The sequence below is a fragment of the Arthrobacter sp. B0490 genome (genome assembly GCF_002929355.1).
Lineage (GTDB): Bacteria > Actinomycetota > Actinomycetes > Actinomycetales > Micrococcaceae > Arthrobacter_D.
On record NZ_PJIR01000001.1, the window covers coordinates 436,761 to 458,568 of the forward strand.

The 21,808-nt window shown below is 70.6% G+C and carries 23 protein-coding genes; 12 read left to right on the plus strand and 11 right to left on the minus strand.

Annotated features, from left to right (window positions below; genetic code table 11):
- Positions 1 to 86: 86 nt before the first annotated feature.
- The 3 genes from CXQ97_RS01950 to CXQ97_RS01960 are packed head-to-tail and all read left to right on the plus strand — an operon-like array spanning position 87 to position 3,089.
- A complete protein-coding gene (locus CXQ97_RS01950) occupies positions 87 to 1,370 on the plus strand; it encodes a CBS domain-containing protein (RefSeq protein ID WP_104179139.1) in 1,284 nt (427 codons plus the stop codon).
- Positions 1,363 to 1,962, plus strand: coding sequence for a DUF1003 domain-containing protein (locus tag CXQ97_RS01955; protein ID WP_104179368.1), 600 nt, complete (start codon positions 1,363 to 1,365; stop codon positions 1,960 to 1,962). Before CXQ97_RS01950 ends, CXQ97_RS01955 begins: the two co-directional genes overlap by 8 nt.
- Positions 1,959 to 3,089, plus strand: a complete 1,131-nt coding sequence (locus CXQ97_RS01960) for an Mrp/NBP35 family ATP-binding protein (protein ID WP_258062129.1) — start codon at positions 1,959 to 1,961, stop codon at positions 3,087 to 3,089. Before CXQ97_RS01955 ends, CXQ97_RS01960 begins: the two co-directional genes overlap by 4 nt.
- Before the next feature lie 67 nt (positions 3,090 to 3,156).
- On the opposite strand, the gene CXQ97_RS01965 is transcribed toward CXQ97_RS01960, so the two are convergent.
- From CXQ97_RS01965 to sigE, 3 genes are all read right to left on the minus strand, one after another.
- Entirely contained in the window at positions 3,157 to 3,567 is a 411-nt protein-coding gene (locus tag CXQ97_RS01965) for a Sec-independent protein translocase TatB (protein ID WP_104179140.1), read from the minus strand.
- A gap of 109 nt (positions 3,568 to 3,676) precedes the next feature.
- Complete coding sequence (locus CXQ97_RS01970) at positions 3,677 to 4,651, minus strand: zf-HC2 domain-containing protein (protein WP_104179141.1); 975 nt, start codon at positions 4,649 to 4,651, stop codon at positions 3,677 to 3,679.
- Between the two features lie 5 nt (positions 4,652 to 4,656).
- Positions 4,657 to 5,307: an RNA polymerase sigma factor SigE gene (gene sigE, locus CXQ97_RS01975; RefSeq protein WP_104179142.1), complete on the minus strand. Its 651-nt coding sequence runs from the start codon at positions 5,305 to 5,307 to the stop codon at positions 4,657 to 4,659.
- A 303-nt stretch (positions 5,308 to 5,610) separates the two neighbouring features.
- Between sigE and CXQ97_RS01980 the strand changes: the two genes are divergently transcribed.
- Positions 5,611 to 6,249, plus strand: a complete 639-nt coding sequence (locus CXQ97_RS01980; protein WP_104179143.1) for an O-methyltransferase — start codon at positions 5,611 to 5,613, stop codon at positions 6,247 to 6,249.
- Positions 6,250 to 6,262: 13 nt separating this feature from the next.
- Here CXQ97_RS01980 and CXQ97_RS01985 read toward each other — a convergent pair whose 3' ends face one another.
- The 5 genes from CXQ97_RS01985 to CXQ97_RS02005 form a co-directional block, all read right to left on the minus strand.
- Positions 6,263 to 6,430, minus strand: coding sequence for a DUF3117 domain-containing protein (locus CXQ97_RS01985; protein WP_087076540.1), 168 nt, complete (start codon positions 6,428 to 6,430; stop codon positions 6,263 to 6,265).
- Between the two features lie 162 nt (positions 6,431 to 6,592).
- On the minus strand, positions 6,593 to 7,837 hold the full coding sequence (locus tag CXQ97_RS01990) for a hypothetical protein (RefSeq protein WP_104179144.1): 1,245 nt from the start codon (positions 7,835 to 7,837) through the stop codon (positions 6,593 to 6,595).
- Positions 7,834 to 8,451, minus strand: a complete 618-nt coding sequence (locus CXQ97_RS01995) for a DNA-3-methyladenine glycosylase I (RefSeq protein ID WP_104179145.1) — start codon at positions 8,449 to 8,451, stop codon at positions 7,834 to 7,836. The genes CXQ97_RS01990 and CXQ97_RS01995 overlap by 4 nt, the downstream gene beginning before the upstream one ends.
- Positions 8,448 to 8,987 carry a DivIVA domain-containing protein gene (locus CXQ97_RS20240; protein ID WP_258062131.1) on the minus strand — a complete coding sequence of 180 codons (540 nt, stop codon included), beginning with the start codon at positions 8,985 to 8,987 and terminating at the stop codon, positions 8,448 to 8,450. Before CXQ97_RS20240 ends, CXQ97_RS01995 begins: the two co-directional genes overlap by 4 nt.
- Positions 8,988 to 9,076: 89 nt before the next feature.
- Complete coding sequence (locus tag CXQ97_RS02005; RefSeq protein ID WP_104179146.1) at positions 9,077 to 9,958, minus strand: TIGR00730 family Rossman fold protein; 882 nt, start codon at positions 9,956 to 9,958, stop codon at positions 9,077 to 9,079.
- Positions 9,959 to 10,074: 116 nt separating this feature from the next.
- Between CXQ97_RS02005 and CXQ97_RS02010 the strand changes: the two genes are divergently transcribed.
- From CXQ97_RS02010 to CXQ97_RS02025, 4 genes are all read left to right on the plus strand, one after another.
- Positions 10,075 to 10,851, plus strand: a complete 777-nt coding sequence (locus CXQ97_RS02010; protein WP_104179147.1) for an amino acid ABC transporter ATP-binding protein — start codon at positions 10,075 to 10,077, stop codon at positions 10,849 to 10,851.
- A gap of 65 nt (positions 10,852 to 10,916) precedes the next feature.
- Entirely contained in the window at positions 10,917 to 11,765 is an 849-nt protein-coding gene (locus CXQ97_RS02015; RefSeq protein ID WP_104179148.1) for a glutamate ABC transporter substrate-binding protein, read from the plus strand.
- A 77-nt stretch (positions 11,766 to 11,842) separates the two neighbouring features.
- A complete protein-coding gene (locus tag CXQ97_RS02020; RefSeq protein WP_104179149.1) occupies positions 11,843 to 12,520 on the plus strand; it encodes an amino acid ABC transporter permease in 678 nt (225 codons plus the stop codon).
- Positions 12,517 to 13,386 carry an amino acid ABC transporter permease gene (locus CXQ97_RS02025; RefSeq protein ID WP_104179150.1) on the plus strand — a complete coding sequence of 290 codons (870 nt, stop codon included), beginning with the start codon at positions 12,517 to 12,519 and terminating at the stop codon, positions 13,384 to 13,386. Before CXQ97_RS02020 ends, CXQ97_RS02025 begins: the two co-directional genes overlap by 4 nt.
- A gap of 75 nt (positions 13,387 to 13,461) precedes the next feature.
- Here CXQ97_RS02025 and dapE read toward each other — a convergent pair whose 3' ends face one another.
- Complete coding sequence (dapE, locus tag CXQ97_RS02030) at positions 13,462 to 14,553, minus strand: succinyl-diaminopimelate desuccinylase (RefSeq protein ID WP_104179151.1); 1,092 nt, start codon at positions 14,551 to 14,553, stop codon at positions 13,462 to 13,464.
- A gap of 33 nt (positions 14,554 to 14,586) precedes the next feature.
- On the opposite strand from dapE, the gene dapD reads away from it, so the two are divergent.
- Both dapD and CXQ97_RS02040 read left to right on the plus strand, forming a co-directional pair.
- Positions 14,587 to 15,555 (plus strand): 2,3,4,5-tetrahydropyridine-2,6-dicarboxylate N-succinyltransferase, encoded by a 969-nt coding sequence (gene dapD, locus CXQ97_RS02035; protein WP_104179152.1) that lies wholly within the window; start codon positions 14,587 to 14,589, stop codon positions 15,553 to 15,555.
- 3 nt (positions 15,556 to 15,558) lie between these two features.
- Positions 15,559 to 16,437, plus strand: coding sequence for a hypothetical protein (locus CXQ97_RS02040; protein WP_258062135.1), 879 nt, complete (start codon positions 15,559 to 15,561; stop codon positions 16,435 to 16,437).
- A 69-nt stretch (positions 16,438 to 16,506) separates the two neighbouring features.
- Here the strand turns inward: CXQ97_RS02040 and CXQ97_RS02045 are convergent, their stop codons facing one another.
- On the minus strand, positions 16,507 to 17,118 hold the full coding sequence (locus CXQ97_RS02045; protein ID WP_104179154.1) for a hypothetical protein: 612 nt from the start codon (positions 17,116 to 17,118) through the stop codon (positions 16,507 to 16,509).
- Between the two features lie 297 nt (positions 17,119 to 17,415).
- Here CXQ97_RS02045 and CXQ97_RS02050 point away from each other — a divergent pair, with 297 nt between their 5' ends.
- Together CXQ97_RS02050 and galE are read left to right on the plus strand one after the other, a co-directional pair.
- A complete protein-coding gene (locus CXQ97_RS02050; protein ID WP_104179155.1) occupies positions 17,416 to 19,293 on the plus strand; it encodes a polysaccharide deacetylase family protein in 1,878 nt (625 codons plus the stop codon).
- A 133-nt stretch (positions 19,294 to 19,426) separates the two neighbouring features.
- Positions 19,427 to 20,443, plus strand: a complete 1,017-nt coding sequence (galE, locus tag CXQ97_RS02055) for a UDP-glucose 4-epimerase GalE (RefSeq protein ID WP_104179156.1) — start codon at positions 19,427 to 19,429, stop codon at positions 20,441 to 20,443.
- A gap of 65 nt (positions 20,444 to 20,508) precedes the next feature.
- Here the strand turns inward: galE and CXQ97_RS02060 are convergent, their stop codons facing one another.
- A complete protein-coding gene (locus CXQ97_RS02060) occupies positions 20,509 to 21,792 on the minus strand; it encodes a citrate synthase (protein WP_104179157.1) in 1,284 nt (427 codons plus the stop codon).
- Between the last annotated feature and the right edge of the window lie 16 nt (positions 21,793 to 21,808).

Here is a 21,808-nt window from a genome sequence, read left to right on the forward strand (position 1 = left end):
CGCGGGAGGGTTCGCGTGGAGAGCACCCCGCAGCCGGCTCGACAGGCGATGCCACCCGAGCCCCCCGCGCCCGATAACCTAGAGCTGTGACTACCAACCCCACCCGCGTCTTCGTCGCCCGGCTGCTGGGCCTCGACGTCTTCGACCCGCTCGGCGACCGCCTGGGCCGCCTGCGGGACGCCGTCGTGCTCGACCGTGGCCCCGCCAAGGCTCCGCTCGTCGTGGGCCTGGTGGTCGAGGTGCCCGGCAAGAAGCGCGTCTTCGTCCCCATGACGCGCATCACCTCGATGGACCCGTCGCAGATCATCTGCACCGGACTGGTGAACCTCCGCCGCTTCGAGCAGCGTGGCGCCGAGATGCTCGTGGTCGCCGAACTCTTCGACCGGCGGCTCACGCTGCGGGACGGCAGCGGCAGCGCCGTCGTCGAGGACATCGCGATGGAACGCAACCGCGCCGGTGACTGGCACGTCTCCCAGCTGTTCGTGCGGCGCGGCGGTGCGGTGTCGCCCCTGCGCGGGCTGCGTCGCGGCGGCGAGCGCATCATCATCGACTGGCTCGACGCCTTCCACGGCACCACGGACGAGCCGCAGGGCGCCACGCAGTTCGTCGCGCAGCATGACGACCTCAAGCCCGCGGACTTCGCCGAGGCGATGCACGAGATGAACGACAAGCGGCGCCTCGAGGTGGCGAGCGAGCTGCAGGACGACCGCCTCGCCGACATCCTCCAGGAACTGCCGGACGACGACCAGGTCCAGATCCTCACGTCCCTCACGCGGGAACGCGCCGCCGACGTGCTCGAGGAGATGGACCCCGACGACGCGGCGGACCTCCTCAACGAACTGACCGAGGCGCAGAAGGAGGAACTGCTCCAGCTCATGGAGCCCGACGACGCCGAGGACGTGCGGCGCCTCCTCGAGTACGAGGAGGGCACGGCGGGTTCCCTCATGACGACGGTGCCGGTCATCCTCCCCCCGGAGGCCACCGTCGCCGAAGCCCTCGCCCATGTGCGGCGGGAAGAGCTGACCCCCGCACTCGCCTCCTCGATCTTCGTGTGCCGGCCGCCCCTCGAGACGCCCACCGGACGCTACCTCGGCGTCGTGCACATCCAGCAGCTCCTGCGCTATCCGCCCCCGGAACCGCTCGGCAACATCCTCGACACCGACCTCGAGGCCGTCGGCGACCAGGCGGCCGTGAGCGAGGTGTCGAGGATCCTCGCGACCTACAACCTGAACTCGTTGCCCGTCGTGAACACCGAGGGGCGCCTCGTGGGCGCCGTGACGGTCGACGACGTGCTGGACCATCTGCTGCCCGACGACTGGCGGGCACAGGACGACACACCGGGACTGAGAAGAGGTGACCGCCGTGGCTGAGAAGACGAGGTCGACGTCGAGTGGGCTGGACACCCCCCGGGAGGCCCGGAAGCGATTCCTGCTGAGGCCGCGGCCCAACCCGGACCGCTTCGGGAGTGCGACGGAGAATTTCGCGCGGTTCATGGGCACGCCGCAGTTCCTGCTGTACATGACGATCTTCTGCATCCTCTGGCTGGTCTGGAACACATTCGCGCCGGAGAACGCCCGCTTCGACAGCGCGGCGCTGGGCTTCACGGCCCTGACACTGATGCTGTCCCTGCAGGCCTCCTATGCCGCGCCCCTGCTGCTGCTCGCCCAGAACCGCCAGGACGACCGCGACCGCGTGTCCCTGCGGCAGGATCGCCAGCGCGCCGAACGCAACCTCTCGGACACCGAGTACCTGACGCGGGAGATCGCCGAGCTGAGGATCGCCCTGCGCGAGGTCGCCACGCGGGACTACGTGCGCTCGGAGCTCCGCTCGGTCCTCGAGGAGCTGCTCGAGGCGACCGACGGGCAGGAGCTGGTCCTGCAGAAACGGAAGCCCCGCAAGCCGTCGGACAACACCGTGACGCTGCCGAAGGTGCAGGCCACCGGGAGGAAGCCTTCCCGGTGAACCGCGACCTCCCCGCCGAGGCGGCCGTCCGCGCGGCCCTCGGCACGGTGATCGACCCGGAGCTGCGCCGTCCCCTCGACGAGCTCGGGATGCTCGACGCCGTGACGATCGACGGCGGCACCGTCCGCGTGAAGGTGCTGCTGACCATCGCCGGCTGCCCGCTCCGCGACTCGATCACGGCCGACACCGAGGCCGCGCTGTCGCGCGTGGACGGCGTGGAGCGCGTGGAGGTGGAGCTCGGCGTCATGGACCAGGCGCAGCGCGACGCGCTGAAGGCGCAGCTGAAGGGCGCCGGCGGCCGGCGGGGCATCCCGTTCAACGAGCCGTCGTCCCTCACACGTGTGTATGCGGTCGCGAGCGGCAAGGGCGGTGTCGGGAAGTCAAGCGTGACGGTGAACCTGGCGGCCGCCATGGCCGCACAGGGGCTCAGGGTGGGCATCGTGGACGCCGACGTCTACGGGTTCTCGGTCCCGGCCCTCATGGGCATCACGCAGCAGCCGACACGCGTGGACGAACTCATCCTCCCGCCCGTGGCGCACGGTGTGAAGGTGATCTCCATCGGCATGTTCGTCGAGGGCAACCAGCCCATCTCCTGGCGCGGGCCCATGCTGCACCGGGCCCTCGAGCAGTTCCTCACCGACGTGTACTTCGGCGACCTCGACGTGCTGTTCCTCGACCTCCCGCCGGGCACCGGTGACATCGCCATCTCCGTGGCCCAGTTGCTGCCCTCGTCCGAACTCCTAGTCGTGACGACACCGCAGAGCGCCGCCGCGGATGTCGCCGAGCGGGCCGGCGCCATGGCCGCGCAGACCGGGCAGCGCGTCGCGGGGGTGATCGAGAACATGTCCTGGCTCGAACTGCCCGACGGCGGGAAGCTCGAGCTCTTCGGTGCAGGTGGAGGCAGTACGGTCGCGGCACGCCTGTCCGCGACCCTCGACGCCGCGATCCCCCTGCTCGGCAGCATCCCCCTGGACGTGTCGCTCCGCGAGGGCGGCGACGCCGGCACGCCCCTGGTGCTCGGTCGGGGGGATTCGAGGGCGCGGGACGAGCTCCTGGGGATCGCCGCCGCACTCGCGCGCCGCCCCCGCGGCCTGGAGGGCCTGAAGCTCCCCGTGAGCATCCGCTGAGCCCGGCAGGGACCCGGAGCGGGGTCGGATGGGCCGTGGGCCCGGCAGAGGCCGGATCGATCCGCGCCTAGGTCGCCTCGAGGTCGTAGGGCGCGGACTGGCCGGCTTCGAGACGGGGCCCGATCGGCACGGTGGCCGACGCACGGGTGGCGACCGCGGCCGCGGCAGGAGCGGCGGCGACGGGCTTCGGGGCACCCGGACTGACGGGCTTGAAGACGTCCTCGATGTCGTCGAGGAGCGCCTCCTTGATGATGCGGCGCGGGTCGTACTGGCGTGGATCGAGCTTGCGCCAGTCCACCTCGTCCAGCTCCGGGCCGACCTCCTCACGCAGCTGCTCGCGCGCTCCGGTGGCCATGCGCCGCAGTCCCTTGACCAGCCGCGCGAGCTGGGCGGCGTACTCCGGAAGGCGCTCCGGGCCGAGCACCACGACGGCGATGATCGCCAGGACCACGAGTTCGAGGCCGTTGATTCCCAACACGTGAAAAGACTACCTTCCCGGCCTGCACCGAACACATTCACCGGCGCCGCCCGGAGGCCCACCGGACAGGTACCCGCGAAGGTTCATGTCCGCGTTCCTCCGCGGCTACCTAGCGGCCATCCCCCTCGGGGTGCGTGATCCTGGCGAGGCCGCGGATGATGCGCTCCATCATCGAATCGTCCTGTCCCTCCGGTGACAGCGACAACTGGGCGTGCTCCGTCGCGACGAGCTGGTTGAGGGTCTGCGGCATCGCGGCCGCCGGCAGGTCCGAGACGACGGTGTAGGTGACCGTCGGGCTGTCGAGGACGACCTGCCAGGGCTCGCCCGAGCGCACCCAGATGTCCCGGTCGGCGCCGCCGACGTGCTCGAAGCCGTCGGAGGTCACGGGGCTGCCGGTCACGGCGTTCAGGGGCGGCTCGCCCGCGCCTCCGGCGTCGCCGACCTTCCGCTGCTCGTAAACGGTGACCGTGTCGCCGTCGTTCTCGAGGACCAGTTCGAGGGTGGGCCTGCCCGCGACCGTGATGCCCTCGGCACCCTGCAGCGTGAAGCCGAGCGACTCGAGTTCGGGGCAGTACCACCCGCCTGCCCGGAGCGTCTCGAGCTGGCCGGTGTCCAGGTAGGTGGGTGTCTGCGGCGCCACCGAATCCCACCCGGCACGGAGCGCCGTGGATCCCCTGGCGCCCTCGGCCGTCACGGGCCCGGTCTCCGATCCGACCACGTAGGCGCTGGCGAGGACGGTGGTGGCAACGACGGCGGAGCCGCCCGCGAGCAGGAGCGTGCGCTGGCGTCGTCGGGGCGCCGTGCTCTCGTGGTGAGCGCGGATGAAGGCCGCGCTGGAGCCCGTGCGGATCTCGTGCGCTTCCGAGGAGGCGGAGGTGAGCGCCGGGGAGAGGAGCCGCTGCTGGAAGTCCGGGTCCGGCGAGGGATTCCGGAGGCCCAGCAGAGCACTCTTGAGCCCCCTCAGGTGTGCGACCGACGCCGCGCACGAAGCGCAGCGGGAGACGTGCCGTTCGACGGCGATCCGGCGCCGGTCGGTCAACTCGCCGTCCACGAGGTCCTGGAGCGAACGATGGGGGTGAAGCATCGGTCCTAGCCCAGGCCGGCGATCCGTGGGACACCGAGGGCGGCGCCGTTCCCGCCGGACGTGCGCGGATCACGGTGGGCGAGCTTCGCCCGGAGCATCGTGCGTCCGCGGTGGATCCGGGACCGCACGGTGCCGAGCTTGACGCCGAGCACCTGTGCCACCTCGTCGTAGGCGAGGCCTTCGAGGTCGCACAGCACGACGGCGGCGCGGAAGTCCGGCGGCAGTTCCTCGAGGGCGGCCTGCACGTCGATATCGAGGTTGTTGAACTCGAAGCTGCGTTCGGGACCGGGGTGCTTGCTCGGGAGGCGGCTCTCGGCCTCCTCCGTCAGACCGTCGAACCGGATGCGTGTCCTGCGTCGCGCCTGGTCGAGGAAGAGGTTGGTGGTGATGCGGTGCAGCCAGCCGTCGAGCGTGCCGGGCTTGAAGTTGGCGAGGGACCGGAAGACCCTGACGAAGACCTCCTGCGTGAGGTCCTCGGCATCGAACCGGTTGCCCGTGAGCCGGTAGGCCAGACGGTAGACCTTCGGTGAGTACGTGGTGACGACTTCCTCCCACGACGGCGCGACCCACGGGTTGCCGTGCTCATCCAGGATGGGCGCCTCCGCTTCGGAGGCGGCCTCCACGGCGGCCGGTGCCGCCTTGACGCTAGACATCATGTTCCCCTTCTCGCCGCGAATCCCCGACCGGTCCTGCTCCGGCTGGCCGCGAGCAGTGGTACCGGGGATTCGGGACTGCCTTCATCACGGATGTCCCGAAAGGAAAGTCTTTCCCACCAAGCTGGGAACTAGCTGGCAGCACCGCGCGTGTTGTGCCGCGCGTCGGCGACCCCGTGGGCTACCCTCGGGCGGCCGTGCGGAGCAACCCGCATGGAAGGAGTGGCATGCCGCACAGTAGTGTTGACGCGGGGCTCCTGCCCCGACACCTTGCACCATCTCCCGCGAACCACAGAACGGACGTCCATGGCCGCCGACAAACACAGCAGCTGGTCCTACACGGAAGGACTCCCCGACGAGGACGACGTCCTGCTTCGGGCCCGCGACAGGTCCCACGAACTGGGCGTCGCCCCGGTCACCCCCGCGGTCGGCGCGGCCCTCACCGTGCTCGCGGCGGCGTCGAAGGCGACCACCGCCGTCGAGGTGGGCGCCGGAGCAGGGGTCTCGGGTGTGTGCCTGCTCAGGGGGCTCGGCCGGAACGCCGTCCTGACGACCATCGACTCCGACGTCGACCACCTGCGCGCGGCCCGGGAGGCGTATGCGGAAGCGGGGATACCGTCGAACCGCACACGGACCATCTCGGGACGCGCGGCGGACGTGCTCCCGCGGCTCACCGACCGGGCGTACGACCTGGTGTTCATCGACGCCGACAAGCAGGGACTCCCCGCCTACGTCGAACAGGCCACGCGCCTGCTCAAGGAGGGCGGCATCCTGATCGTCAACGACGCGCTGGACCAGGACCGCGTGGCCGAACCGGCCGTCCGCGAGCAGTCCACCAACACGCTGCGGCAGGTCGGGAAGATGATCCGGGAGGACGAGGCGCTCGTGTCGGCACTCCTGCCGACCGGCACCGGTCTCCTCCTGGCGGTCAAGCAGCGCGCCTGAGCGCCCTGCCGGCCTAGGTCGTGACGGTGAGCAGGCAGTCCTTGAGCTTGCCCGCCTCCTCGGCGTTGAGTTCGACGACGAGGCGGCCACCGCCGTCGATCGGCACCCGCATGATGAGGCTGCGCCCCTCCTTGGTGACTTCCATCGGTCCATCGCCGGTACGCGGTTTCATGGCAGCCATGGGGGTGTCCCTTTCAACAGGGCGCGACCGCGATCAGCGGTAGCGCGACAGTAAACAGTGCCCGCTCAGGCGCCCGGCGAAGGGTCCGGCGGTGCACGTCATCACCTTCATTATTCAGCACAAGGCCTGCTCCTGCTAATTCGGGTGCGGCGTGGATCACACTCAGGGTGGATAATCCCCGTCCGGCCCCGTCGGGGTCCAGCCCCACAGCCAGTCCACCCAGAGGAACTGGAGCAGCACCGAGACCGGCAGGAGCACCCACAGGAGGCGCCCCCTGCGGACGGTCGCGACGGCGAGGGCGAGCGGGAACAGCGGCAGCAGGATGCGCCACGTGCTCGACTGCGGGTCCCAGAAGGCCGCGAGGTACAGCAGGTAGCCGGCGCACCAGGCGCCGAGGACCAGCCCGGTCGACCGCATCGCAGGCGTGAGGAACAGGGCCGTGGCGCCGACCAGCAGGGCCACCACCACGAGCGCGGCCGCAGCCGGCCCCAGCACGGCGGCGGGCGCCTCGAACCACGGGGCGAACGGCGCCAGTGGCTCTCCCCGCCAGGCGGTCTCGGTCGCCACGTAGGCGTCCTGGCGGCCGGTGACCGCCCAGGCGATACCCGGCCAGGCGATGGCGGCGAGGGACGAGACGACGCCCAGCAGGAACAGGGGAAGCACCTGTCGCCTGCGGGTCGGGTCCGCGCCCGCGCTGCGAGCCGTCCACAGGGCCGCGAGGAAGAGGATGCCCACCGCGATCGCGAACGGCACCCCCGCCGGGCGCGCCATGCACATGAGCACGACGACGGGCATGGCCGCGTAATAGCGCTGCGTCGCGACGAGGTGGAGCGAGGAGGCGAGGAGCAGCAGATGCAATGACTCCGCGTACGGCACCTGCAGGATGGCGGCGACGGGAGCGAAGGACACGACGGCGACACCGGCCAGGGCCGTCCGGTGGTCGGCCCGAAGACGGAAGAGGCGGTAGACGACAAGTGAGGCACCCGCGGCGGCCGCGACCGCGACCACGGGCGCGAGGATCCCCCACCCGAGGCCGGTGCCTGCATCGAGGAGCCGGACCAGCCCCGGGAAGAGGGGGTGGAACGCCCACTGGTTGTGGCTCACGACGCCACGGGCGTCCCGGGGCAGCTCGGACGGGTAGCCCTCCGTGAAGATCCTCTCGTACCAGCCGCTGTCCCAGTAGTTGATGAAGGTCCCGTAGCCGGGAGCCGCACCCGACCACGGGCTCGGACCCTGGCGTGCTGCGGCGAGCAGGAGGATGGCGGTGGAGACGAGGCGGCCCGCGACGAAGACCGCGAGCACCTGCAGGGACCAGTGCGCGGAGGAGGTGAAGGACAGCGGGGACAGGCCGGCCGGCGGGGACGGCCGGGTGGAGCGGCGGACCCTGGCCGCACCCGTGCGGCTCATCGGCGCCCTCCGTCGGAGTCCGCCGACACCTCCCCGCCGTCCCCGGACCGGACCCAGCAATCCAGGAGGTGGTCGTCGACGTAACCCGTGGCCTGCAGCATGGCGTAGGCCGTCGTCGGGCCCACGAAACGGAACCCGAGGCTCTTCAGTTCCCGGGCCAGCGCCGTGCTCTCGGGCGTGATGGCCGGGACCTCCGCGAGGTCCGCGGGCGCGGGGCGCGGCGGCGGGCGGTGCCCCTCGAGGACCGACCCCAGGGTGGTTCCTCCGGGGAGCGCGAGCAGGGCCCGGGCGTTGGCGATCGTGGCGTCGATCTTCTGCCGGTTCCGCACGATGCCCGTATCCGCCAGGAGGCGCTCGACGTCGGAGGCTCCGAAGTCCGCGACGGTCACCGGGTCGAAGCCGGCGAAGGCACGGCGGAAGGCGTCGCGCTTCCGCAGGATCGTGATCCAGCTCAACCCGGACTGGAAGGCCTCGAGGCTGAGTCGCTCGAAGAGTGCCGTCTCCCCCGCGACGGGCCTGCCCCACTCCTCGTCGTGGTAGCGCTCGTAGTCCGCGCTCGAGACGGCCCAGCCGCACCGCCGGCGGCCGTCGGACCCGGGAACGGCCCCGCTCACCGTCCGGCGTCCCGTCCGGCGACCCGACCGGCGTCAGGTCCGGCGTCCTGTCCGGCGACCCGACCGGCGTCAGGTCCGGCGTCCCGTCCGGCGACCCGACCGGCGTCAGGTCCGGCGTCCCGCCCGGCAGCCCGTCCGGCGAGCTGCGAGCGCAGCCCGGCGATGACGGCGTCACGGTCCTCGAGCGCGGCAGCCAGCCGGTCGAGGACCTCGTCCACCTGGTCCATCCGGTAGCCGCGGAGTCCGAGGCCGAAGCGGATCGCGTCGACGTCCTGCGCCGAGGGCGCCGCCGGCAGCAGGACGGGTGGCAGGGATGCGACGGGCTCCACGAGGCCCCGGGGCATCCGCGCCCCGGCATCCTTCGCGTCGGCGGACGGACCGGCGGACGGGCCGACGCCTCCCGGGGCACCCGGGCCGGATCCCGCGCGCGTGCCCACGGCGAGTCGCTGGAGCGGGCTGGGCAGCGGTCGGCCCGAGGCGAGGACGGCGGTTCCTCCCACCAGCAGGACGGCGAGGATCACCAGGAAGATAGTCACACGGCAATGGTGCCAGAGTCCCCGGGCCCGCCGGGGCCCGCCGGGTCCGTCAGGGCGCGGGAATCCCGGCACCGGGCAGCCGCGGCGGTTCAGGCCGGATGCGCGTGACCCGCCGACGCCGCGACGATCCGCACCGCCTCCTCGGCCGTCTCGACGAGCTGCAGCAGCGAGAGATCCTTCTGCGAGACGGTGCCCTCGGCGAGCAGTGTGCCCTCGATCCAGTCGAGCAGCGGCCTCCAGTAGGCGAGGCCGATGAGGACGATCGGGAAGGACGTGACCTTGCCCGTCTGCACGAGGGTCATCGCCTCGAACAACTCGTCCAGAGTGCCGAATCCGCCCGGCAGCACCACGAAGCCGCTCGCGTACTTCACGAACATCGTCTTGCGGGCGAAGAAGTAGCGGAAGTTGATCCCGAGGTCGACCCACTCGTTCATGCCCTGCTCGAAGGGCAGCTCGATGCCCAGTCCCACGGACGTCCCGCCCGCCTCGCAGGCCCCCTTGTTGGCCGCCTCCATGGCGCCCGGCCCTCCGCCGGTGATGACGGCGAACCCGGATTCGACGAGCCGGCGGCCGACCTCCTCGCCGATGGCGTAGAACGACGAGTCCCGTGCCGTCCGGGCCGAGCCGAAGACGCTGATGGCGGGCCCGAGATCCGCCAGGGTGCCGAACCCCTCCACGAACTCGCTCTGGATCCGGAGGACGCGCCACGGATCGGTGCGGGTGAAGTTCCCGTTGTCGTCGGCGTCCAGGAGCATCTTGTCCGCCTGCGGCACCGTCGCCTGACCCCGCCGCAGTTCGACCGAGCCCTTCCGCCGGGTGGCGGGCCCGGCAGCCGCCGGCTCCCTCCGCGGTCGGGACGAGCCGTTCGATCCGCCTGCCGCGGACTCGCCGGAGGCGGCCTGTGCGCCGTCGTCGTCCAGGGGAGGGAGCCTGGCGTCGTCGCCGGCGGAGGGGTGCTGGGAAGGAGACATTTTCCTAGGCTAACCAACGCAGCGGGCGGCACGCGCTTTGATTGCTCTTGAATCACGATCGCCACCTTTCCCGCGCTGTGTATTGCCGCAGGGGAATAGTTCGCTAGATTTCTCCCATGACAAGTGAACCGCGCCCGGCCACGCCCGCGTCCACGGGAAGCCCTCTCGTCTCCCTCAAGCACGTCAACAAGCACTTCGGGGAACTGCACGTCCTCCGCGACATCAACCTCGAGGTGGCCCGTGGTGAGGTCGTCGTCGTGATCGGACCGTCGGGGTCCGGCAAATCGACCCTCTGCCGTGCGATCAACCGCCTCGAGACCATCGACGACGGCGAGATCACCATCGACGGCAAGGTGCTGCCGGCCGAGGGCAAGGCCCTCGCGAAGCTCCGCGCCGACGTCGGCATGGTGTTCCAGTCCTTCAACCTCTTCGCGCACAAATCCATCCTGGAGAACGTGACCCTCGGCCCCGTCAAGGTCAAGGGCATGAAGAGCGGCGAGGCGAAGGACCTCGCGATGTCCCTGCTCAAGCGCGTCGGCGTCGACAACCAGGCGCAGAAGCTCCCGGCCCAGCTGTCCGGCGGCCAGCAGCAGCGGGTGGCGATCGCGCGCGCCCTCGCCATGCAGCCGAAGGTCATGCTGTTCGACGAGCCGACCTCCGCGCTCGACCCGGAGATGATCAACGAGGTCCTCGACGCGATGGTGTCCCTCGCGAAGGAGGGCATGACCATGATCGTGGTGACCCACGAGATGGGCTTCGCCCGCAGGGCCGCCGACCGCGTGATCTTCATGGCGGACGGCCAGATCGTGGAGCAGGCCACGCCCGAGGAGTTCTTCACCAATCCGCAGAGCGAGCGCGCCCGGGACTTCCTCGGCAAGATCCTCTCGCACTGACCGGCTCGTCCCGCCCACTCAGCAATCCACGAGGGCCTCGCGAGGCCCCAACACAAGGAGAACCCATGCAGAAGACCCGATACGCAGCAGCCGCGGTGGCCGCGGTGGCCGCGGTGGCCGCACTGACCCTGTCCGCCTGCGGCGGCGGCGAGACCCCCGAGAGCGGCAGCGGCGGCGAGGGCGGCGGCGAGAGCCTCCGCATCGGCATCAAGTTCGACCAGCCCGGCCTCGGCTACGACGAGGGCGGCTCCTACTCGGGCTTCGACGTCGACGTCGCGAAGTACGTGGCGGGCGAGCTCGGGGTGACCGAGGAGAACATCGAGTTCGTGGAGGCGCCCTCCGCGAACCGCGAGAACCTGCTGTCCAACAACCAGGTGGACATGATCTTCGCGACCTACTCCATCACCGATACGCGCAAGGAGACTGTCGACTTCGCCGGACCGTACTTCGTGGCCGGCCAGGACCTCCTCGTCCCCACGGACAGCGACATCGCGGGCCCGGAGGACCTCGAGGGCAAGAACCTCTGCTCGGTCACCGGCTCCACGTCCGCGCAGAAGATCAAGGACCAGTACCCCGGCGTGCAGCTCGTCGAGCAGCCGGGCTACGCCGAGTGTGTCACGGCGATGGGCGGCGGCCAGATCGATGCCGTCACCACCGACGACATCATCCTCGCCGGGCTGGCCGCGCAGGAGGCCAACGCGGGCAAGTTCAAGGTCGTCGGCAACACGTTCTCCGAGGAGAACTACGGCGTCGGCCTGCCCAAGGGCAGCGACCGCTGCGAGGACATCAACGCCGCCATCACCAAGATGATCGACGACGGTGCCTGGGAGGAAGCGATCACCCGCAACACCGAAGGTGCCGACTACACCTTCAACGCGGAGCTGAACCCGCCCACCCCCGCGCCCTGCGCCTAGCACCCCTCCCGTCGGTGGGGTGGTCCGTGCGGACCACCCCACCGATGCCATGTTCCCCACCAGGAAAGAGGTGAACCGTGGAGAACTATCTGTCGCTGTTCGAGACCTACAACGTGCCCGAAGCGTTCTGGGTGAACATCCAGCTGTCCTTCTGGGCCGCCATCTGGGCCCTGATCATCGGCACGGTGCTGGCCCTGTTCCGGATCTCCCCCATCCCGAGCCTGCAGTGGTTCGGTGCGGCCTACGTCAACATCTTCCGGAACACGCCGCTGACGATCATCCTCGCCTTCGGGTTCCTCGGTCTGTTCTCCGTCATGCAGATCAACCTCGCGGGTGAGCTGGACGTCAGCCTGTTCAGGATCGCGATCGTCGGTCTCTCGCTGTACCACGCGGCCTTCGTGTGCGAGGCGATCCGCAGCGGCGTCAACACGGTCCCGATCGGGCAGGCGGAGGCGGCGCGCGCGATCGGCCTGAGCTTCCTTCCCGCAGCACGGCTCATCATCCTGCCGCAGGCCTTCCGGGGAGCGATCGCGCCGCTCGGCAACGTGCTGATCGCCCTCATCAAGAACTCCACCGTCGCCGCGGCGGGCTCCGTCGCCACCGAGGCCTCGGGCCTCATGAAGACGATGATCGAGTTCCGCTCGGACCTCGTGATCCCGATCTTCCTCACCTTCGCCCTGGGCTTCGTGATCCTCGTGATCCCGATCGGACTGCTGACCACCTGGGCCTCACGGAAACTGGCGGTGGCACGATGAGCGCGCAGCAGGTCCTGTTCGACGCGCCGGGCCCCCGCGCGCGGAGGAACATCCTCATCGGCAACATCGTGGGCGTCCTGGTCGTCCTCGGCATCCTCGCGTGGGTCGTCTCGGCGCTGGCCGGCAAGGGACAGCTCGCGGCGAGCATGTGGACTCCCTTCCTCGAGTCGCGGACGTGGGAGTTCTTCATCCTGCCCGGCCTCGGCAACACCCTGAAGGCCGCCGGCATCGCGATCGTCACCTCGGTGGCCTTCGGCCTGATCTTCGGGATCGGCAGGCTCTCGCACGTCGCGCCGATCCGCTGGGTCGCCGGCGTCGTCGTCGAGTTCCTGCGTGCGGTGCCCGTGCTGCTGATGATGATCTTCTTCTGGCTGGCCCTCGGCAGCTCCGGTGCCGTGAAGCCGCAGGACGCGCCGCTCATCGCCGTGGTCCTCGCCCTCACGCTCTACAACGGCTCGGTCATCGCGGAGCTCGTGCGTTCCGGTGTGTACGGCCTGCCGAAGGGGCAGCGTGAGGCGGGCATGGCGATCGGCCTGACGAGGAACCAGTCGCTCCGCTCCATCGAGGTCCCGCAGGCGCTCATCGCGATGCTGCCGGCCCTGATCAGCCAGTTCGTGGTGATCCTCAAGGACTCCGCGCTGGGCTTCATCATCACGTACCCCGAACTGCTGCAGTACACGCGACGGCTGGGCGTCGGCGAGGGCAACGTGATCCCGTCGCTGTTCGTGGCCGCGGCGATCTTCATCGCCATCAACTTCGCGCTCTCGACGCTGGCGACGCGGCTGTCCGTGCTCCTGAGCTTCAGGACGAAGGGACGCAGGCCCGCGGCGAAGGAAGCCATCGCCATGGACGCGGCCTCCACCTGATCGCCCCCGGACGACAGCACGACGCAGGGCCCGGCAGCTGCCGGGCCCTGCGTCGTCGGGAGCCCGGACGGCCGGTCAGGACAGCCAGGCCACCAGGGACCGCAGGCAGGCGCGCACCGCGTCGGCATGCACGTGCTCGTCGTCGGTGTGCGCGAGGAGCGCGTCGCCGGGCCCGAAGTTGACCGCGGGGACGCCCAGGGCGCTGAAGCGCGCCACGTCCGTCCAGCCGTACTTGGGCTTCGGGTCGGCACCCACCGCCGCGACGAACGCGGCGGCCGCGAGGTGCTGCAGCCCTGGACGGGCGCCGGCGGCGGCGTCCGTCCGCTCCACCGTGAAGCCCTCGAGCAGCGCCCGCACGTATTCCTCCGCCTGCTCCGGGCTCTTGTCGGGCGCGAACCGGTAGTTCACCTCGATGACGGTGCCGTCCGGGATGACGTTGCCCGCCGTGCCGCCGGAGATCTTCACCGCGTTGAGGCTCTCCCGGTAGTCCAGCCCGTCCACGTGGACGGTCGCCGGCTCGTGGTCCCGCAGGCGGACGAGGATCTCCGCCGCACCGTGGATCGCGTTGACGCCCATCCACGCCCGCGCGGAATGGGACGCCCGGCCGGCCACGCTCACCTCGAAGCGGGCAGTGCCGTTGCACCCGCCCTCCACGGTGCCGTCCGTGGGTTCCAGCAGGACGGCGAAGTCCGCGGCGAGCCACTCGGGGTACGACGCGGCGACCCGCCCGAGGCCGCTGAGCGAGGCTTCGACCTCCTCGTGGTCGTAGAAGATGAACGTGATGTCCCGCGAGGGCTCGGGAAGTGCCGCCGCAAGGGCCAGCTGCACGGCCACGCCGCCCTTCATGTCCGTGGCTCCCCGGCCGTACAGGACCTCCCCCTCCCACGAGGACGGCACCGTGCCCCGCGATCCGGGAGCGGTCGGCAGCGGCACGGTGTCGAGATGACCGGCGAGGATGACGCGCTCCGCCCGCCCGAGCCGGGTCCGCGCCATCACGCAGTCACCGTCGCGTACCACCTCGAGATGGCCCAGGCGGCGCAGCGCCTCCTCGACGGCGTCGGCGATACCCGCCTCGCCGCCCGAGACGCTCTCGAGATCGATGAGTCGGGCCGTCAGGAGGGCCACGTCCGTGCTGAGGTCGAGCTCCGTGGCGGGTGTCTGGATCATGCTGCAACACTATCCCTCGGTAGACTGGGGCCCATGACTCCTCCCCTGCCCAGCCCGTCCCTGCCCTCCACCCCGCAGCGGTCGGCCGGTGGCACCGGTCTCGCCACGGTGGCTTCGGACGGAACGGTCCTGGACACCTGGTTCCCCGCACCCTGGCTCGGCGAGGGTGGCACCACCGCACGCCTGCGCGACGAGCTGGAAGCCCTCGCGGCGGCCGGCGTGGACAATGCGCGCAGGGTGACCCAGCGCGTCGTCGACCTGACGATCGACCCCGACGCCGCCCCGGCGGGCACCGAGGACGCGTACCTGAGACTCCACCTCCTCTCGCACCGCCTGGTGCAGCCCAACACGATCAACCTCGACGGCATCTTCGGGCTCCTCCCCAACGTCGTGTGGACGAATCACGGCCCCGCCTCCGTGCAGGACTTCGAGATGGTCCGCGCCGCCCTCCGCGCCCACGGCCCCGTCCTGGTGCACGGGGTGGACAAGTTCCCGCGCATGGTGGACTACGTGGTGCCCGCGGGCGTCCGTATCGCCGACGCGGACCGCGTGCGCCTGGGCGCGCACCTCGCCGACGGGACCACGGTGATGCACGAGGGCTTCGTGAACTTCAACGCCGGCACCCTCGGGCACTCCATGGTGGAGGGCAGGATCTCCGCGGGGGTCGTCGTCGGGGACGGCTCGGACATCGGCGGCGGCGCCTCGATCATGGGGACCCTCTCGGGAGGCGGGAAGGAGCGCATCACCATCGGCGAGCGGTGCCTGCTCGGCGCGGAGTCCGGCGTGGGCATCTCCCTCGGGGACGACTGCGTGGTCGAGGCCGGGCTCTATCTGACGGCGGGCACGAAGGTGACCCTGCAGGACGGGACGCTGGTGAAGGCGAAGGATCTGTCGGGCGAATCCGGCATCCTGTTCCTGCGCAACTCCGCCACCGGTGCCGTCGAGGCACGCCCTCGCAGCGGGGAGGGCATCGCCCTCAACCCCGCCCTGCACGCCAACTAGCGCGTGGCTCCGCGGGGTCCGTCCGCCGCCGTCCGCCGCCGCAGGCGACGGCTCCGGACCGGTGCGATGCTCACCGCGCTGACGGCCGTCGTCGTCGGCGGGACCGTCCTCGCCGTCCACCAGCTGGACGGCAGCGAGGTGCTGGTCCGGGAACGCTGCAGTGCCACGGTCGGCGCCGACACGTTCGAGCTCACCCCTCCGCAGGCCGCGAACGCAGCACTGATCGCGGGTGTCGCCGTGGGGCGGGGGCTGCCGGCGCGCGCGGCGACGATCGCGATCGCGACGGCGCTCCAGGAGTCCCGGCTCGAGAACATCGACTACGGGGACGACGCCGGGCCGGACTCGAGGGGCCTGTTCCAGCAGCGCCCCTCGCAGGGCTGGGGCTCCGAGGAGCAGATCATGATGCCCGTCTACGCCGCGGGCGCGTTCTACGACGCCCTCGTCAGGGTTCCGGCGTACGAGGCACTGCCCATCACCGAGGCGGCGCAGACGGTGCAGCGGTCGGCGTACCCGGACGCGTACGCCGACCACGAGCCCGAGAGCCGCGCCTTCGCCTCGGCGCTGACCGGCAACTCCCCCGCCGCGCTCGAGTGCACCCTGCGGGAACCGACGGCCGCGGGCGAGGCCCTGGCCGTCTCGACGGCCGCGGAGGAGGTCTTCGGGCCGCTCGGCGGGGTGGTCGAGGGGAACCGGCTCACGCTCGAGCTGGAGGGCACCGCCGGCTGGGCAGCCGCGCAGTGGGCCGTGGCGCACGCCTCCGCCCTCTCCATCACTTCGGTGGCCTATTCCGGTCTCGAATGGGTGAGGGCCGACGGCGGGTGGACGGCGACGACGACGGCTCCGGGGGCGCTCACCGTCACCGTCGCGGGTGCGGCGCCCTGACCCGGCGCCCCGCCGACCGGCGCCGCTTCACCGGAGGAGGCCCGGCGTCAGGCCGACGAACGACCGGCGTCAGGCCAGCATGCGGATGACCGGCTCCACGTAGCTGCGGAACGCGCGCTCGTCGTCGAACAGGTCCTGGCACATGAGGAGCTTGTCCGGCTCCACCCACCAGGCGCGCCGGACGCCGAGGGGCAGTTCCACGACCTCGAGCGTGAAACGGCGGGCGGCGCGGCCCAGTTCGAGCTCGCGTTCCTGCACGAGGCGCGCCAGCAGACCCTCCATGCTGCCGGCTCCCCGGGCGCCGGCGTGCAGGGCGTACTCGGCGCAGCGTTCCTCGGCCCAGTCGATCGCGGAGCCGACGCGGGCGCGCAGCAGCGCCTTGAGGGCCTCCAATCCGTCGAGGGCCTCGAAGAGCGGAGGGACGGGCAGTACGGCGGCGCTGATCGGATGTCCGACGAGGCTGTGCCACCAGGCCTCCCACTCGACCCTCAGCACGGCGGCCCCGCCGGGCCGGGTGAGCCGGTGCGTGTCGACGCCACGGACGGAGGGGATCACGGGCGGCAGGGACGGCAGGCCCACGCCCTGCAGCCCGGCGCTGTCCCGGAGGTAGAGCGCCACGAGGAGCACCTCCGAGGTGTCCACGGTGAAATATGCGCTGTAGCCGTGTTCGGGGTACGACATGGGCCTCCTTCAGGACCAGTTCGCCTGGCTCCTACAGTAGACCCGGCGTGAAGCGCGCTTCAAAGGCGGACCAGCGCTCGACGCGGCCCTCGGCACGGGGTCGCCGTTCGACGCCGGCCGGCATCCCCGGGGTACTACTGGGAAAACCCTCGAGATGCCCGTATCGAAGCCGAGTGTTGCCCCCGAAGATATGGGTAGCGACCTCGCGTGGCTTCGCCGCGACGGTGTCGTAGGTTGGTCGGTGCCCCGGTACGGCGCGCGTCCGGGAATTCCCAGTTCGGAAACGAGTGCGATGCCATGAGCTACTCAGGAAACGTGACGGCAGCCCGACGGGCGCCCGGTGCCCCGACTGCGGCCCGGTGGTCGGTCTGGGTGGTGACGGCACTCCTGGCCCTCGCCGTGGGGATCGTCAGCCCCGGCTTCGCTCCCCCGGCGGCCTCCGCCGCCGAACCGACCGTCGTGTCCCTGACGTTCGACGACGGGAACGCCGATCAGCTGATCGCGGTCCAGACCCTGAACAAGTACGCGCTCAAGGGGACCTTCTACGTCAATTCCGGAACCACCGACACGGCGGGCTATCTGTCGCTGGCCGATCTCCGTTCGATGAGCGCCGCCGGCCACGAGATCGGTGGCCACACCGTGACCCACCCCGATCTGGTCACGCTGCCGTCCGACGAGGCGACCCGGCAGATCTGCAACGACCGGGTCAACCTCACCACCTGGGGCTTCCGCGTCACGAGCTTCGCCTACCCGTTCGCCTCCAGCAACCCGGGGATGGAGACGATCGCGAGGAACTGCGGATACAACAGTGCCCGCGGACTGGGGGACATCAAGACGCGCTTCAGCTGCGCCACCTGCCCCCTGGCCGAGAGGATCCCCTCGGCGAACCCGTGGAACACCGCCGCCCCCGACCAGGTCGAGAACACCTGGACGCTGGCGGACCTGCAGAACAGCGTCACGCAGGCCGAGTCCGTGGGCGGATGGATCCAGCTCACCTTCCACCGGTTCGGCGGGACCGACCCGCTGGCCGTCACACCGGCCCTGTTCGACCAGTTCGCCGCGTGGCTGAAGACCCGGCCCGCGACCACGACCGTCAAGACCGTCGACCAGGTGGTGGGCGGCACCGTCAAGCCCGCCGTCTCCGGCCCCGCCGTCCCTCCTCCGCCCGTCGGCGGGAACCTGGTGAAGAACCCGAGTCTCGAGACCCTCACCAACGGCGTCCCGCAGTGCTGGAACGCCGGGGGCTACGGCACCAACACCCCCGCCTTCTCCGTGGTGAGCCCGGGCCGCACCGGTCAGCGCGCCGAGCGACTCGTGGTCAGCGGCTATGTGGACGGTGACGCGAAGCTCCTGCCCGCGCTCGACCTGGGCGGCTGCTCACCCCCGGCCAGCGCGGGCCGCACCTACAACCTGGGTGCCTGGTACAAGTCCACGGCGCCGACGCAGTTCGCGCTGTACTACCGCACGGGCGTCGGCTCCTGGAAGTACTGGACCTCCAGCCCCTGGTTCGCCGCCTCCGCCACCTACCAGAAGGCGAGCTGGACCACGCCTCCGCTGCCCGCGGGAGCGAACGGCCTGAGCTTCGGTCTGAACCTCTTCAGCAACGGCACCCTCACCACCGACGACTACGAGATGTTCGACACCGCCAATGTGGCCCCGCCGCCGCCGCCGCCCGCCGGGACCAACCTCGTGAAGAACCCGAGCCTCGAGACGGCCGGGACGGGCGCGTTCCCGCAGTGCTGGCAGTCGGCAGGCTTCGGCGTCAACACACCCGCGTACAGCACCGTGGCCGCGGCCCGGACCGGCACGAAGGCCGAGCGGCTCACCATCACCGGGTACTCCAGCGGCGACGCGAAGCTGACGACGTCGATGGACTCCGGCGCCTGCGCGCCGGCGGCCACCGCGGGGAAGACCTACTCGGTACGCGCCTGGTACACCTCCACGGCGGTCACCCAGTTCGCCCTCTACTACCGGAACGCCTCCGGCAACTGGGTGTACTGGACCTCGGGGCCGTGGCTGGCCGCGGCGGGCACCTACACGCAGGCGAGCTTCACCACCCCGGCACTGCCCGCCGGGGCCACCGCCATCAGCTTCGGGCTGAGCCTGTTCGGCAACGGCACCGTCACCACCGACGACTACGCCATGTACGACACCGTCGGGGCGCCACCGCTCTGACGCACAGCGGATCGGCGACGATGGCCCGGGCTCCTGCCCGGGCCATCGTCGTGCGGAGGCCGGTCCCCCGCGCCGACCGGTGTCCCCGTGGGGCGTGGGCCGGGCCGGGGCGGCACCGACCTAGGATGGGAGCATGAAGATCCTCGTTACCGGTGGCAGCGGCTACATCGGCTCGCACACCGTCCTGACCCTGCTCGAACACGGCCATGACGTCGTCGTCGTCGACAACCTGGCCAACTCCACGGAGACGTCGCTCGAGCGCGTCGCCACCCTCGCGGGCCGCACGCCGACCTTCCACCGGGCGGACCTGCTCGACGAGCCCCGGCTGCGCGCCGTCTTCGCGGCGGAGCAGGTCGACGCCGTGATCCACTTCGCGGGCCTGAAGGCCGTCGGGGAGTCGGTCGAGAAGCCGCTGTACTACTACTCCAACAACGTCGGCGGCACCCTGAACCTGCTCCGCGTGATGGACGACGCCGGCGTCCGCACGCTCGTCTTCAGCTCCTCGGCGACCGTCTACGGCGCCTCGGAGGAGGTGCCCCTGACCGAGAAGCTGCCACTGGACGCCGTCAACCCGTACGGCCGCACCAAGGAGCAGATCGAGGACATCCTGACCGACCTCGGCGCTTCCGACGCGCGCTGGAACATCGCCCTGCTGCGCTACTTCAACCCCGTGGGCGCCCACGCCTCGGGGACCATCGGCGAGGACCCCACGGGCGTCCCGAACAACCTCCTGCCCTTCGTGGCGCAGGTCGCGGTGGGCCGGCGCGAGAAGGTCCTGGTGTTCGGCAACGACTACCCGACGCCGGACGGCACCGGGGTGCGCGACTACATCCACGTCGTCGACCTCGCGGCGGGACACCTGGCCGCCCTCGACTACCTCGTGGCCCACGGCGGGGTGCACACCTGGAACCTCGGCACGGGCCACGGTTCCTCCGTCCTCGAGGTCCTCGCCGCGTTCTCCGCCGCCGTCGGGACGGACGTCCCCTACGAGTTCGCGCCGCGACGGCCCGGCGACGCCGCCGTCAGCTATGCCGACCCGTCCTCGGCGCTCGCCGACCTCGGCTGGTCCGCGAGCCGGACCCTCACCGAGATGTGCGAGGACCACTGGCGCTGGCAGAGGAACAACCCGCAGGGCTACGCCCGGGGCTGACGGCCCCGGCCCGCGAACGACGGCGGCCGCCCACCTGAGGTGGGCGGCCGCTGTCGTGCTGCGGGTCAGTTCGCGGGGTAGTGGCGCTCCGCCTCGCCCGTGTACAGCTGGCGGGGCCGGCCGATCTTCGTCTGCGGATCCTGCATCATCTCGCGCCACTGGGCGATCCAGCCCGGGAGCCGGCCGATCGCGAAGAGCACGGTGAACATCTTCTCCGGGAACCCCATCGCCTTGTAGATCAGGCCCGTGTAGAAGTCCACGTTCGGGTACAGCTTCCGCTCGATGAAGTAGTCGTCGGCGAGGGCCTTCTCCTCGAGCCGCATCGCGATGTCGAGGAGCTCGTCGTTGCCGCCGAGCTTGCTGAGGATGTCGTGGGCCGTGGCCTTGACGATCTTCGCGCGCGGGTCGTAGTTCTTGTAGACGCGGTGCCCGAAGCCCATGAGCTTCACGCCGTCTTCCTTCTTCTTGACCTTCTCCATGAAGTCCTCGGGCTGCATGCCCTTGGCCTGGATGTCGCGCAGCATGTTGAGCACGGCTTCGTTGGCGCCGCCGTGCAGCGGGCCGAACAGCGCATTGATGCCGGCGGAGACGGAGGCGAACATGTTGGCGTTCGAGCTGCCCACGAGGCGCACCGTGGAGGTGGAGCAGTTCTGCTCGTGGTCCGCGTGCAGGATGAGCAGCAGGTCCAGGGCCTTGACCATCATCGGGTCGAGGTCGTAGGGCTCGGCGGGCAGGCCGAAGGAGAGCCGCAGGAAGTTCTCCACCAGGTTCATGGAGTTGTCCGGGTACAGCATCGGCTGGCCGATGGACTTCTTGTGCGCGTAGGCCGCGATGACGGGCAGCTTCGCCATGAGGCGGAAGGTCGAGAGTTCCACCTGCTCGTCGTCGAACGGGTCCAGCGAGTCCTGGTAGAACGTGGACAGCGCCGAGACGGCCGAGGACAGCACCGGCATGGGGTGCGCGTCCCGGGGGAAACCGCCGAAGAAGCCCTTGAGCTCCTCGTGCAGCAGGGTGTGGCGGCGGATGCGCCCGTCGAACCCGCTCAGCTCCTCGGGGGTCGGCAGGTTGCCGTAGATGAGGAGGTAGGAGACCTCGAGGAAGCTGGAACTCTTCGCGAGTTCCTCGATGGGGTAGCCGCGGTAGCGCAGGATCCCTGCGTCCCCGTCGATGTAGGTGATGGCCGACGCGGTGGCCGCGGTGTTCATGAAGCCGGGGTCGAAGGTGACCTGACCCGTCTGCTTCAGCAGTTTCGACACGTCGTAGCCGTTGTTGCCCTCGACGGCAGGCACCAGCGGCAGGCTGAGCTTCCCGCCGTCGTAGTGCAGGGAAGCAGCATTGTGCTCGGTCATTGGTTCTCCTTCAGGA

Coding starts and splice junctions, on each gene's coding strand:
- CXQ97_RS01970 (WP_104179141.1), bottom strand. CDS start 4,651: ATGCTTCACCCCCATCGTTCGCTCCAGGACCTCGTGGACGGCGAGTTG.
- sigE (WP_104179142.1), bottom strand. CDS start 5,307: ATGATGTCTAGCGTCAAGGCGGCACCGGCCGCCGTGGAGGCCGCCTCC.
- CXQ97_RS01980 (WP_104179143.1), top strand. CDS start 5,611: ATGGCCGCCGACAAACACAGCAGCTGGTCCTACACGGAAGGACTCCCC.
- CXQ97_RS01985 (WP_087076540.1), bottom strand. CDS start 6,430: ATGGCTGCCATGAAACCGCGTACCGGCGATGGACCGATGGAAGTCACC.
- CXQ97_RS01990 (WP_104179144.1), bottom strand. CDS start 7,837: ATGAGCCGCACGGGTGCGGCCAGGGTCCGCCGCTCCACCCGGCCGTCC.
- CXQ97_RS02005 (WP_104179146.1), bottom strand. CDS start 9,958: ATGTCTCCTTCCCAGCACCCCTCCGCCGGCGACGACGCCAGGCTCCCT.
- CXQ97_RS02010 (WP_104179147.1), top strand. CDS start 10,075: ATGACAAGTGAACCGCGCCCGGCCACGCCCGCGTCCACGGGAAGCCCT.
- CXQ97_RS02015 (WP_104179148.1), top strand. CDS start 10,917: ATGCAGAAGACCCGATACGCAGCAGCCGCGGTGGCCGCGGTGGCCGCG.
- CXQ97_RS02025 (WP_104179150.1), top strand. CDS start 12,517: ATGAGCGCGCAGCAGGTCCTGTTCGACGCGCCGGGCCCCCGCGCGCGG.
- dapE (WP_104179151.1), bottom strand. CDS start 14,553: ATGATCCAGACACCCGCCACGGAGCTCGACCTCAGCACGGACGTGGCC.
- dapD (WP_104179152.1), top strand. CDS start 14,587: ATGACTCCTCCCCTGCCCAGCCCGTCCCTGCCCTCCACCCCGCAGCGG.
- CXQ97_RS02045 (WP_104179154.1), bottom strand. CDS start 17,118: ATGTCGTACCCCGAACACGGCTACAGCGCATATTTCACCGTGGACACC.
- CXQ97_RS02050 (WP_104179155.1), top strand. CDS start 17,416: ATGAGCTACTCAGGAAACGTGACGGCAGCCCGACGGGCGCCCGGTGCC.
- galE (WP_104179156.1), top strand. CDS start 19,427: ATGAAGATCCTCGTTACCGGTGGCAGCGGCTACATCGGCTCGCACACC.
- CXQ97_RS02060 (WP_104179157.1), bottom strand. CDS start 21,792: ATGACCGAGCACAATGCTGCTTCCCTGCACTACGACGGCGGGAAGCTC.